This is a genomic window from Polaromonas sp. (assembly GCF_041689105.1).
In the GTDB taxonomy this organism is placed as follows: domain Bacteria; phylum Pseudomonadota; class Gammaproteobacteria; order Burkholderiales; family Burkholderiaceae_C; genus Polaromonas.
In genome coordinates this window covers 1-12,201 of the sequence record NZ_JBDNGU010000031.1, presented here as the reverse complement: position 1 = coordinate 12,201, position 12,201 = coordinate 1, and the positions used below count along the sequence as shown (strand labels likewise).

General features: G+C 61.9%; 10 protein-coding genes and 2 riboswitches. Of the genes, 2 read left to right on the top strand and 8 right to left on the bottom strand.

Features of this window, described 5'->3' with window-relative positions:
• The 8 genes from gcvP to ACESMT_RS02750 all read right to left on the bottom strand — a co-directional run.
• A partial coding sequence (gene gcvP, locus ACESMT_RS02785) for an aminomethyl-transferring glycine dehydrogenase (protein ID WP_372825036.1) occupies nucleotides 1-2,979 on the bottom strand: 2,979 nt, incomplete at its 3' end.
• Between the two features lie 121 nt (nucleotides 2,980-3,100).
• Complete coding sequence (gene gcvH, locus ACESMT_RS02780) at nucleotides 3,101-3,469, bottom strand: glycine cleavage system protein GcvH (protein ID WP_372825034.1); 369 nt, start codon at nucleotides 3,467-3,469, stop codon at nucleotides 3,101-3,103.
• A gap of 59 nt (nucleotides 3,470-3,528) precedes the next feature.
• Nucleotides 3,529-4,590 (bottom strand): glycine cleavage system aminomethyltransferase GcvT, encoded by a 1,062-nt coding sequence (gcvT, locus tag ACESMT_RS02775; RefSeq protein ID WP_372825040.1) that lies wholly within the window; start codon nucleotides 4,588-4,590, stop codon nucleotides 3,529-3,531.
• Between the two features lie 127 nt (nucleotides 4,591-4,717).
• Nucleotides 4,718-4,819, bottom strand: a riboswitch (glycine riboswitch).
• A gap of 22 nt (nucleotides 4,820-4,841) precedes the next feature.
• A riboswitch (glycine riboswitch) is annotated at nucleotides 4,842-4,944 on the bottom strand.
• Between the two features lie 164 nt (nucleotides 4,945-5,108).
• Nucleotides 5,109-6,383, bottom strand: a complete 1,275-nt coding sequence (locus ACESMT_RS02770; protein ID WP_372825038.1) for a TRAP transporter large permease — start codon at nucleotides 6,381-6,383, stop codon at nucleotides 5,109-5,111.
• 82 nt (nucleotides 6,384-6,465) lie between these two features.
• The gene (locus tag ACESMT_RS02765) at nucleotides 6,466-6,960 is read right to left on the bottom strand and encodes a TRAP transporter small permease (RefSeq protein ID WP_372825032.1); all 495 of its coding nucleotides are present in this window, start codon (nucleotides 6,958-6,960) and stop codon (nucleotides 6,466-6,468) included.
• Nucleotides 6,961-7,054: 94 nt separating this feature from the next.
• A complete protein-coding gene (locus ACESMT_RS02760) occupies nucleotides 7,055-8,041 on the bottom strand; it encodes a TRAP transporter substrate-binding protein (protein ID WP_372825030.1) in 987 nt (328 codons plus the stop codon).
• A 64-nt stretch (nucleotides 8,042-8,105) separates the two neighbouring features.
• Entirely contained in the window at nucleotides 8,106-9,128 is a 1,023-nt protein-coding gene (gene denD / locus ACESMT_RS02755; RefSeq protein WP_372825028.1) for a D-erythronate dehydrogenase, read from the bottom strand.
• 60 nt (nucleotides 9,129-9,188) lie between these two features.
• The gene (locus ACESMT_RS02750) at nucleotides 9,189-10,874 is read right to left on the bottom strand and encodes an electron transfer flavoprotein-ubiquinone oxidoreductase (protein WP_372825026.1); all 1,686 of its coding nucleotides are present in this window, start codon (nucleotides 10,872-10,874) and stop codon (nucleotides 9,189-9,191) included.
• A 141-nt stretch (nucleotides 10,875-11,015) separates the two neighbouring features.
• Here ACESMT_RS02750 and ACESMT_RS02745 point away from each other — a divergent pair, with 141 nt between their 5' ends.
• Both ACESMT_RS02745 and ACESMT_RS02740 read left to right on the top strand, forming a co-directional pair.
• Nucleotides 11,016-11,798, top strand: coding sequence for an SDR family oxidoreductase (locus tag ACESMT_RS02745; RefSeq protein ID WP_372825024.1), 783 nt, complete (start codon nucleotides 11,016-11,018; stop codon nucleotides 11,796-11,798).
• A gap of 18 nt (nucleotides 11,799-11,816) precedes the next feature.
• On the top strand, nucleotides 11,817-12,201 hold a 385-nt coding region (locus ACESMT_RS02740; protein ID WP_372825022.1), incomplete at its 3' end, for an acyl-CoA thioesterase.

Below are 12,201 nucleotides of genomic sequence, written 5' to 3'. Positions count from 1 at the left end.
GGCGTAGTCGCTGACCGGCACGCAGCTGCAGAACAGGTTGCGGTCGCCATAGACGTTGTCGACCCGGCCCACGGGCGGCCAGTACTTGACTTGCTTGAGGGTGGCCAGCGGGAAGGCAGCGGTCTCGCGTGAATACGGCCGATCCCAGTCCGCGCCCAGCAGGCTGGCGGCGGTGTGCGGCGCGTGTTTGAGCGGGTTGTTGTCCTGCGGCCAGTCCCCGGCCTCGATCTTGCGGATTTCTTCGCGGATGGCGATCATCGCGGCGATGAAGCGGTCCAGCTCGGCCAGGGTTTCGCTTTCTGTGGGCTCGACCATCAAGGTGCCGGGCACGGGAAAGCTCAAGGTGGGCGCGTGGAAGCCGTAATCCATCAGGCGTTTGGCCACGTCTTCGGCGCTCACGCCGCTGGCGTCTTTCAGCGGGCGCAGGTCCAGGATACATTCGTGCGCGACATGGCCGCGTCCTTCACCGGTCTGGCTGGCGTACAGCGTGGGGTAGTGGTCTTTCAGGCGCGCGCTGATGTAGTTGGCGCTGAGAATGGCCATCTCGGTGGCCTGTTGCAGGCCTTCGGGACCCATCATGCGGCAATACATCCAGCTGATCGGCAGCACGGAAGCGTTGCCCAAAGGCGCTGCTGATATGGCCCCCACGCTTTTCACTTCGTGTAATGCGCTGCCCCCCGAGGGGGCTGTTTTTCCTTGGGGCTGCCCGGCGGAAAAACTCGCCCCTCCGCCCGGATAGCCTGCCGTCGCATGGCCCGGCAGATAAGGCACCAGGTCGGCCACCACACACACCGGGCCGACGCCGGGGCCGCCACCGCCGTGCGGAATGCAGAAGGTCTTGTGCAGGTTCAGGTGGCTCACGTCGCCGCCGAACTCGCCCGGTGCGGCCACACCGACCAGCGCATTCATGTTGGCACCGTCCACGTACACACGGCCACCGTGGCTGTGGACCAGGGCGCACAACTCTTTCACCTGCGTCTCGAACACGCCGTGGGTGCTCGGGTAGGTGATCATCATGCAGGCCAGTTTTTCGCTGTGCTGTTCGCACTTGGCTTTGAGGTCGGCCATGTCGACGTTGCCCTGGGCGTCACAGGCGGTGACCACCACCGTCATGCCGGCCATCTGCGCGCTGGCCGGGTTGGTGCCGTGGGCCGACGAGGGAATCAGGCAGATGTTGCGGTGGCTCTGGCCGTTGGCGTCCAACCAGGCCTTGATCACCAGCAGGCCGGCGTATTCGCCTTGGGAGCCGGCATTGGGCTGCAGGCTGATGCCGGCATAACCCGTGGCCTGGCACAACCAGTCGCGCAACTGTTTGTCGAGCTCGGCATAACCCAGCAGTTGATCCTGCGGCGCAAACGGGTGAATGTTGGCGAACTCGGGCCAGGTGACGGGAATCATCTCGCTGGTGGCGTTGAGCTTCATGGTGCAGCTGCCCAGCGGGATCATGCTGCGGTCCAGCGCCAGGTCTTTGTCGCTGAGCATGCGGATGTAGCGCAGCATGCCGGTCTCGGAGTGGTGGGTGTTGAACACCGGATGCGTGAGGAAGTCGCTGGTGCGGCGCAGCTCTTCGGGGATCAATGGCTCCACGCCTTTTTCAAAGTCGCTCAGGCGCGGCATCGGTTTGCCTGGTTTGACAAAGAAGGACCAGAGCATTTCGAGGTCTTCCCGCGTGGTGGTTTCGTCCAGCGACACGCCCAGGTGATTCTTCAAGCGAAATCTGAGGTTGGCCCCCGACTGGCGTGCGCGGTCAGCTATCGAATTGGTAGCATCACCGGTCTTGATGGTGGCCGAGTCGAAGGCGCTGTGGTTGGTGATCTCGTAACCCATTTGCTGCATGCCGCGCACAAAAATAGCCGTATAGCTGGCCACACGCAGCGCAATGCGCTTGAGGCCTTGCGGGCCGTGGTAGACGGCGTACATGCTGGCGATGACGGCCGGCAGCACCTGCGCGGTGCAGATGTTGGAGGTGGCTTTTTCGCGGCGTATATGTTGCTCGCGCGTTTGCAGGGCCAGCCGGTAAGTCGGGTTGCCATGGACATCGACACTGACGCCGACCAGCCGGCCGGGCAGTGAGCGCTTGAACTCATCGCGGCAGGCCAGGTAGGCAGCGTGGGGTCCGCCATTGCCCATGGGCATGCCAAAGCGCTGGGTGCTTCCTAGCACGATGTCGGCATCCCATTCGCCGGGCGGCTTGAGCAGGGTCAGCGCCAGCAGGTCGGCGGCGACGCACAGGGCGGCCCCGTCGGCATGGGCATGGCCGGCCAGCGGGCGCAGGTCGTGGATGCTGCCGGTGGTGGCGGGGTATTGCGCCAGCACGCCGAAGTAGTCGCCTTCAGCCATCAACTGGGGAACGGTGGCGGCCGCGGTACTGACCTTGACCTCGATGCCCAGCGGCTTCGCACGCGTCTGGATCACCTCGATGGTCTGCGGGTGGCAGTCACCAGCAACGATAAAGACGTTGCTTTTGCTCTTGACGCTGCGTTTCGCCAGGGTCATGGCTTCAGCGGCGGCTGTGGCTTCGTCGAGCATGGATGCGTTGGCAATCGGCATACCCGTCAAATCGCAGACCATGGTCTGGAAGTTGATCAGCGCCTCCAGGCGGCCCTGCGAAATTTCGGCCTGGTAAGGCGTGTAGGCGGTGTACCAGGCCGGGTTTTCAAGAATGTTGCGCAGTATCACGCCGGGGGTCAGTGTGCCGTAGTAGCCCTGGCCGATGAAACTCTTGAAGACCCGGTTCTTCGCGGCCATGGCCTTGAGCTGCTTGAGCGCGGCTGCTTCCGTCACGGGCGGTGGAATGGCCATGGCGCTGCTGCGTGCAATCGAGCGCGGAACAATGCTGTCGATCAGTGCGCGGCGCGAGGCCGAGCCGACGACGCTGAGCATGTGGGTTTCGTCGGCCTCGTCGATGCCGATGTGGCGAGCAATGAATTCGGCAGGATTTTCAAGCTCGCCGAGCGGCTTGACGGTGGACATCAACATGAAGGCTCCGGGGAAATAGGGTGGTTGTGTATGGCCTGAACGTGTCATCCCGGACCTGACCTGGGATCCATGGATTGCGGATCAGGCCTGCAACGACAGGGGATGACGGGGAAGGCGATGCTCAGGCTTCTTTGGCAAACTGCGTGTAGGCGGCTTCATCAAGCAGCGCGTCGAGTTGCGAGGCATCTGACAGCTTGACCTTGAAGAACCAGCCGGCGCCCAGCGGGTCGCTGTTGGCCAGCGAGGGGTCGTCGCGCAGCGCCTCGTTGACTTCAGTGACTTCGCCGCTGACCGGCATGTAAACATCGGCGGCGGCCTTGACCGACTCGACCACGCCGGCCACGTCTTTTTGTACAAAGCTGCTGCCGATAGAAGGCAGATCGACAAACACAACGTCGCCCAGTGCGTCTTGCGCGTGGACAGTGATGCCGACGGTGGCGAGGTCGCCTTCAACGCGCAGCCATTCGTGGTCTTCGGTGTACTTGATCATGGTCTTCTCCGTTAATAAATGGGAACAGGGGGCAAATTCATCTGCGGATCATCCGTGAATCATCCACGGAAATAGCGGGCGGGAACAAACGGCATGGCGGCGACTTCCATGGGCACGGCCTTGCCGCGCACGATGGCGTTGAGGCGCGTGCCCAGTGCGGCACAAGCTGGCTCCACGTAGGCCATGGCAACCGGTTTGTTGATGGTGGGGCCGAGCAGGCCGCTGGTGACTTCGCCAATGCGCCGGCCGTCTGGTGTTTGCAGTTCGGTGTGTTCGCGCACCGGGACGCGCTCCAGCGCGACCAGGCCGACACGTTTGCGGCGCAAACTTTTGGGCTCGTCCAGTTGCCCCAGCACCTTGGCGGCGCCCGGGAAGCCGCCGGCACGTGCGCCGCCGCTGCGCCGCACTTTCTGGATCGCCCAGTTGAGACTGGCCTCCACCGGTGTGGTGCGGGTGTCGAGGTCGTTGCCGTAAAGGCACAAGCCGGCTTCGAGGCGCAGCGAGTTGCGCGCGCCCAGGCCGACAGGTTTCACTTCGGGCTGGGCGAGCAGGGCGCGCGCCAACGTCTCGGCCTGCACGGCTGGCACCGAAATTTCAAAACCGTCTTCACCGGTGTAGCCGCTGCGCGTGAGAAAACAGTCGCAGCCGGCGACCGCAAATCGCCCGCCTGTCATGAACACCAGCTTTTCAACGCCGGGCGCCAACCGCGCCAGCGCCGTCACGGCCTGCGGGCCTTGCAGGGCCAGCAGGGCCATGTCCGGCATGGCGATGACTTCGCAGCGATCGCCAATGTGTTGCTGGATGTGCGCGATGTCGCCTACCTTGCAGGCACCGTTGACAATGACAAAAATATCTTCTCCGCGGTTGAAGAACATCAGGTCGTCGATGATGCCGCCTTCGTCGTTGAGCAGCAGGCCGTAGCGTTGTTTGCCCGGCGGCAGGTCGATCACGTCCACGGGAATCAGGGATTCGAGCGCGGCCGCAGCCTGCGGCCCGACCAGGCGAAGCTGGCCCATATGGGAGACATCGAACAGGCCGGCCGCGCTGCGTGTGTGCTGGTGTTCGGCCATCAGGCCTGCCGGGTACTGGACCGGCATCGAGTACCCTGCAAAGGGCACCATGCGCGCGCCCAGCTCAACGTGGAGCGCGTGCAACGGTGTTTTCAGCAAGGGGGTGTCGGTGGCGGATGAGGATGCGGACAAAGGCGTTCTCCGGGGCAAATAGACAACACGGCCTGGCGAGCCGTGGGCTGCCCCTGCTGTCCTGTTTACCTGAGAGATTCACCTGGCGATACAGGCTTGCTCCTTCGGTGGGCCATCCAGAAGATGGCCTCTCTCCAGTAGGGAACGCCGTTCGTCAAATGTTTGCCGAAGGGCGGTTGCCAGTCCTTTTGCCTGAGCGTTCAGCCCGCCATAAAGGGTGGGCATGCGCCTTCGGCGGTTTTCACGGGGAAAACTCTCTCCTGACGGCCTCAAGTGTAGCCCAGGAGCCTGGCCGCCCGTGTTCAACGGCGCACCGAACGACCGGGAGATATCCACTCTTTTCAAGCAGGAGCCGCGGATCTGGCTTTGCCAGTCCGCAGGCGCAGCGGCCCCCTCGGGGGGCAAGGAGCTACACGCAGTGAGCGACTGTGGGGGCTCTATTTGTAGAGCAAGTCCCGAAACCCCAGTGAAATCGTCGGAACATAGGTGATCACCATGAGGCAGGCGATGATGACCAGCACGAAGGGGAGCAGGTGTTTGATGATCTGGTCCAGCGATATTCGCGCCACCGTACACGCCGCAAACAGGTTGACGCCAAAAGGCGGCGTGATCATGCCCATGGCCAGGTTGACAACCATGATCAGTCCGAAGTGAACCGGGTCCACGCCGAAGTGCATGGCCACAGGCGCAAGGATGGGCGCCAGCACAATGATGGCTGCGCTGGTTTCGATGAACATGCCAATGATGAAAAGTGTGGCGTTGACCCCGAGCAGGAACAGCACGGGGGACTGCAGCACGGCTTCCAGGTAGCGCCCGATGGCGTCGGGAACGCCGGCGCGGGTGATCAGAAAGGCAAACAGCCCGGCATTGGCAATGATGAACATGATGACGGCGCTGGAGATCACCGACTTGCGCAGCACCACGATCAGGCTGGCGAAGCTGATTTCCCGGTAGATCACCACACCGACGACCAGTGCGTAAAACACCGCAACGGCGGCGGCTTCGGTCGGCGTAAAAATACCGCCGTAGATGCCGCCGAGAATGATGACCGGCATCATCAGCGCCCAGCCAGCTTGCCAGGTGGCCCTGAAAAAGCCCAGCCTGCCGTCGCCGTCGTTTTTGCCCCAACCCTTGATCCGGCAATACACATACACAAACGCCATCAACGACACGCTGATCAGGATGCCCGGGCCAATGCCGGCGACAAACAGCTCGCCAATCGAGACCTCGGCGCTGACGCCATAGAGGATGAGCGGAATTGACGGCGGAATCACCACACCGAGTTCAGCGCTGGTGGCTTGCAGCGCCGCTGCGTAACTGGTGGGGTAACCGTGTTTGACCAGTGCTGGAATCAAAATGGCGCCGACCGCAAAGGTGGTGGCCACCGAAGACCCGGACACTGCGGCAAAAATCATGCAGGTGAGTACACAGGTCATGGGCAGGCCGCCCTGAACACCACCGACGATGCTTTTGGCGAACTCGACGAGCCGGCGGGAAATGCCGCCGGTCTCCATCAGGTTGCCGGCCAGAATGAAAAACGGAATCGCGGCCAGCGGAAACTTGTTGATCGCGTTGAACATCTCCTTCACGGAGATCAGCATGTGGGCGTTGGTTGCCTGGATGCCAAAGACGGCTGCCAGGCCGATGGACACAGCCACAGAGATCGTCAGCGCAAAACAGACGATCATCGTCGTCAACATCACGGCGGTCATATTGTTGGCCCCCACGCTTTGCACTGGGTGTCAAAGCTGCCCCCCGAGCGGGCTTGATGCCCCAAGAGCGGTCTGTCGGTCATCATTGCGCAGTCTCCAGTTCCTGCCGCTGCGGGTCGATCAAGTTGCCGATGATGCCGATCACGCAGAACATGGCGCCTATTGGCATGGCCACGTAACCCCAGAACATGGAGATCGATTCAAGCCCCGCCATCGACTGCACGCGGCCGCGCAGCGCATAGTCCCAGCCCCACCAGATGATGATGCCGATCAGCAGCAGCGCCGCCATGGAGACCACCCAGTCCAGCACGCGTTTGACTTTGACCGGACTCCAGCGGTAGAGCACATCGACGCTGACCATGGCGCCCTGGCGGAAGGCGGCCGGAATGCCCATAAAGACCATCCAGATCAGCGACAGGCGGATCAGGATTTCAGTCCACTCGGCGGGTTGTTCAAGCACAAAGCGCGTGATGATCTGGAACATGCCCAGCGACGATGCGACCACTAGCATGAGGCAGGCCACAACCGTGGAAAACCCCGTGGTCCAGCGTTCAAGTTTGAGAAAAGCGTGTTTCATGAAATACCGGATTAACAAGGAAAACGCCCGCTGGCCCAGAGGCTCTGGGGGCTGCGGGCGTATTGAGCTACAAAGTACGTAGCAAGCAAGAGGCTTACTTGACGTTGCGGATCTTGTCGATGTTGGCCTTGCCGAACTGCTTCTCGAACTCGGCGTTTACGGGGGCGAGTGCTGCGACAAATTTGGACTTGTCGACATTTTCGATCACGGTCATGCCTTTGGCGCGCAGGTCAGCCACGCCTTTCGCATCGTCTTCATCCACACGGGCACGGTTGGCATTGGTGCCTTCAGCGGCCGCTTGGAGGAAGGCCGTTTTGTCGGACGGGCTGAGCTTGTCAAAGGCCGCCTTGTTCATGACCCAGATGCCGGGCGAATAAACGTGGCCGGTCAGGGACAGGTGTTTTTGCACCTGGTCGAATTTGGCAGCGATGATCACGGACAGCGGGTTTTCCTGGCCGTCCACGGTGCCTTGCTGCAGGGCGGTGAAAACTTCAGGAAAGGCCATGGGCGTGGTCACGATGCCGAAGCCCTTGTAGGCCGCAATGTGGACCGGATTTTCCATGGTGCGCATTTTCAGGCCCTTCAGGTCCTCGGGCGCCTTCACCTCGCGCTTGTTGTTGGTCATGTGGCGGAAGCCGTTTTCAGCCCAGCCCAGCGCCTTGAAACCCTTGGCGTCAAATTTGGTCAGCAGGTCCTGGCCAATAGGGCCGTCCAGCACGGCGCGGGCGTGCGCCTTGTCGCGAAACAGGAAGGGCACGTCGAGGATCTTGGTTTCAGGCACGAAGTTGGGGACCGGACCAGTGGAACTGAAGGCCAGCTCCTGGGTGCCCAGTTGAGCCGCTTCGATGGACTCGCGCTCGCCGCCCAGTGACCCGTTGTAGAAGGTCTGGATCTTGTAGCGGCCGCCCGTGCGCTTTTCCACTTCGCGGGCGAAGGTGTCGATGGCCACCCCCTGGTGCGAGTTTTGCGCCGTCGAGATGCTGATTCTCATCGTGGTTTGCGCCGCGGCGCCTGCCACCAGGCCAAGCGCCAGGGTCATCCCAAGGGCGAGCCTGGAAAACGCGGGTTTGAAAAATGTCATGAATGTCTCCTCGGATGAAAGGGAAAGGGATGAACGGCGAAAGTTGTCATACAACTTAAGATTTTCACCTCGCCGCTTGCTTCACCGCATAGGGGTTTTCGCTGACGTAGGCGCGAATGATGTCGTCAAAGCTTTCTTCAGGCATCAGTCTCAGCGCGGCGGCGCGCGATGCATGAATGTGGGCTGGCCAACTGGTGACAATGCTGGCGATCGCCGCGTCGGGCTGCCAGTCAATGAGCGATGCTACATGAGGGCCGGCCACACGTTTTAGCGCGGCGGCCATTTCTCCGGGGGTGGTCTTGAGTGCTGGCAGATTGATGGCGGTGCGTGCGCCCCAATCGGTGTCGTCGGCCTCAGCCGCCCGGATCAAGCCGTCTATGGTGTGCCCCGGCGAAGACAAGGCCACGGGCGTTTCCGGCGCAACCGGGCACACGGCGCGCACGCCGGCCAGCGGCTCGCGGATCATGCCGCTCAGAAAGCTCGATGCGGCGCCGTTGGGTTTTCCGGGCCGCACACTCACCGTCATGAGGCGAACATTGCGGCCTCGGATGAAACCTTTGCGCGCGTAATCGGCCACCAGTTGTTCGCCGATGAATTTCTGGATGCCGTAGCTGTTTTGTGGCGTCGGCAGGGTGGTGTCCTCAATTACCTCGGGCAGAGGCTGCTCCGACGAATTGCCGAACACGGCCAGCGAGCTGGCAAACACCAGAGTGGGTTGTGTGTTGAGCCGGCGGCAAGCCTGCAGCAAGGCGCGCGTGGCGTCCAGGTTGCTGCGCATGCCCAGATCGAAATCGGCTTCGCATTCACCGCTGACTGCCGCCGCGAGGTGAAACACCAGCGATGTATCGGCTGTGACCACTGTGGCCGACGCGGCGCCCTGCTCCAGCAAGGTGTTGAGGTCTCCCTCGATGGCACGCACCCGGCTGTCGGCGATGAGGTCCGCAGGAGGAGGCGCGCGGTCCACCAGTGTGATGCGTGTGATGGTCTGTGCTGCGCTTCCCGCCAAGGACAAGACGCTTTTGCCAAGCAGTTCGCGGGCAAGACGGACGCCGAGAAAACCGGCGCCCCCGGTGATGACGATGTTCATGGAGGAGAGTGCTTTCGCTGTGCTTGAGGGGGTTGGGACGCGAACCGGAGGACTGACGGACTACATGCCGCTGTAGTTCGGCCCGCCGCCGCCTTCGGGCGTGACCCAGACGATGTTTTGCGTCGGGTCCTTGATGTCGCAGGTTTTGCAATGCACGCAGTTTTGCGCATTGATCTGCAGCCGGTCGCTGTTGTCAGGGTTTTTGACGTATTCATAGACACCGGCCGGGCAGTAGCGCGCTTCCGGCCCGGCATAAGTGGCCAGGTTGATGCTGACCGGCACACTGGCATCTTTCAGGGTCAGGTGCGCCGGTTGCTGCTCTTCATGGTTGGTGTTGGACACAAACACCGAACTCAGGCGGTCGAAGGTGATCTTGTTGTCGGGCTTGGGGTAGACGATCTGCGGGCACTCTGATGCGGGCTTGAGCTTGGCATGGTCAGGCACTTTGTTATGGATGGTCCAGGGCGGGGCCTTGAAGCCCAGCTTGGGCAGCAGCCACAGCTCGATGCCGTTCATGATGGACGACAGGTACAGGCCCTTCTTCATCCACTGCTTGGTGTTGCGCGAGACCTCCAGCTCGTCAAACAGCCAGCTCTTTGCAAACGCCTCGGGGTAGGCCGAAAGTTCGTCGTGCTGGCGTCCGCTGGTCACCGCCGCATAGGCGGCTTCGGCGGCCAGCATGCCGGTTTTCATGGCCGCGTGGCTGCCTTTGATGCGTGCGAAGTTGAGAAAGCCCGCTTCACAACCGACCAGCGCGCCGCCCGGGAACACGGTCTTGGGCAGGCTCATCAGGCCACCGCAGGTGATCGAGCGCGCGCCGTAGCTGATGCGCTTGCCGCCTTCAAGGCATTGCCGGATCGCGGGGTGCGTCTTCCAGCGCTGCATTTCTTCAGACGGGCTGAGCCAGGGGTTGCTGTATTCGAGGCCGGTGATGAATCCCAGCGTGACCTTGTTGTCTTCCAGGTGGTATAAAAAGCCGCCGCCATAGGTCTGGCTGTCCATCGGCCAGCCGAGCGAATGCACGACGTGGCCGGGCTTGGCCTTGGCCGGGTCGATCTCCCACAACTCCTTGATGCCAAGGGCGTAGGTTTGCGGGTCTTTGCCCTCATCGAGCTTGTATTTTGCGATCAGTTGCCGGCCCAGGTGGCCGCGCGAGCCTTCGGCAAAGATGGTGTATTTCCCGTGCAGTTCCATGCCCAGCTGGAAATGATCGGTGGGCTGGCCGTCCTTGCCGATACCGAGGTTGCCGGTGGCCACGCCTTTGACGGAGCCATCCTCGTTGTAGAGCATTTCCGCAGCAGCGAAGCCGGGGAATATCTCCACACCCAGCGCTTCGGCCTGCTGGCCCAGCCAGCGCACAACATTGCCCAGGCTGATGACGTAGTTGCCTTCGTTGTGCAGACATTTGGGAATAAGAAACTGAGGGGTAGAGATTTTGCCGGTCTGGCTGAGAAACAGCATCTCGTCGCCGCTGACGGCTTGCGTCAGCGGGGCGCCGAGCGCCTTCCAGTCAGGAAACAGTTCGGTGATCGCGCGCGGGTCCATCAGCGCGCCGCTCAAAATATGCGCGCCTGGCTCCGAGCCTTTTTCCAGCACGACGACCGACAACTCTGTGCCTTTTTCGGCGGCGAGCTGTTTCAGGCGGATCGCGGTGGTCAGACCGCCGGGGCCGCCGCCGACCACGACCACGTCGTATTCCATCGCTTCACGGGGGCCGAACTGGGCCAGTATCTCTTGGTTGTTCATGGTGGACTCGCTGATAATGAATTTCAGGAAGGGTTGCCAGTCAGAAAACCGGTAACTGCTTCCCGAATGATTTTATGTCGTGAATGAAGTGAATCGAACAGTCCTTCACCTTGGTGTGTCTTTAATAGAGAGGAGTCACTTATGGCTTACAGCCTGGATCTTTCAGGGCGTGTCGCGCTGGTGACGGGCGCGTCGGGCGGCCTGGGCGCGCAGTTTGCCAAAACCCTGAGCCGTGCCGGTGCGGCGGTGGTGCTGGCCAGCCGCCGCATGGACAAGCTCAAGGACCTGCGCGCGCAGATCGAGGCCGAAGGCGGTGATGCGCATGTGGTCATGCTCGACGTCACGGACACCGCCAGCATCAAGGCTGCCGTCGCGCACGCCGAGACCGAGGTTGGCCCCATCGACATCCTGGTCAACAACTCGGGCGTCAGCGCTACGCAGCGCATTCAGGATGTGGGCGAGGAAGACTACGATTTCATCTTCAACACCAACGTCAAGGGCGCTTTTTTCGTCGCGCAGGAGGTCGGCAAGCGCATGCTGGCCCGCTCACGCGGCACGGCGCCTGGCACTTTCTCCGGCGGCCGCATCATCAACATCGCCTCCATGGCTGGCCTGCGCGTGTTGCCGCAGATTAGCGTGTACTGCATGAGCAAGGCTGCGGTGGTGCAGATGACCAAGGCCATGGCGCTGGAGTGGGGCAAGTTCGGCATCAACGTCAATGCCATTTGCCCAGGCTACATCGACACCGAGATCAACCACCACCACTGGCAGACCGAGCAGGGCAAAAAGCTGGTGCAGATGCTGCCGCGCAAGCGCATCGGCAAGCCGGAAGACCTGGACGCGCTGCTGGTGATGCTGGCCAGCGGGCAGAGTCACTCCATCAACGGCGCCGTCATCGCCGCCGATGATGGTTTCGGCATCTGAACAGCAACGCCCCGACCCATGAAAATAGAAATTCCCGAAAACAAGAAGCAGGTCTTCGAGATGCGCATGCCGATCCGCTGGGGCGACATGGACGCGATGGGCCATGTCAACAACGCCAGTTATTTCCGCTACCTGGAGACGGCGCGGATTGACTGGATGTATTCCATTGGCTGTGTGCCCGACCCGAAAGGCGAAGGCCCGGTCATCGTGAATGCGTTCTGCAACTTCTACAAGCAGCTCGAGTACCCCGGCGATGTCCTGATCAGGATGTATGCGAGCGACCCCGGGCGCACCACGTTTGAAACCTGGGGCACGATGGAGCGGGTCGATCAGCCCGGCGTGATTTACGCCGCCGGCGGCGCCACCACCATCTGGGTGGACTTCCCGAGCCAGAAAGCCGCCG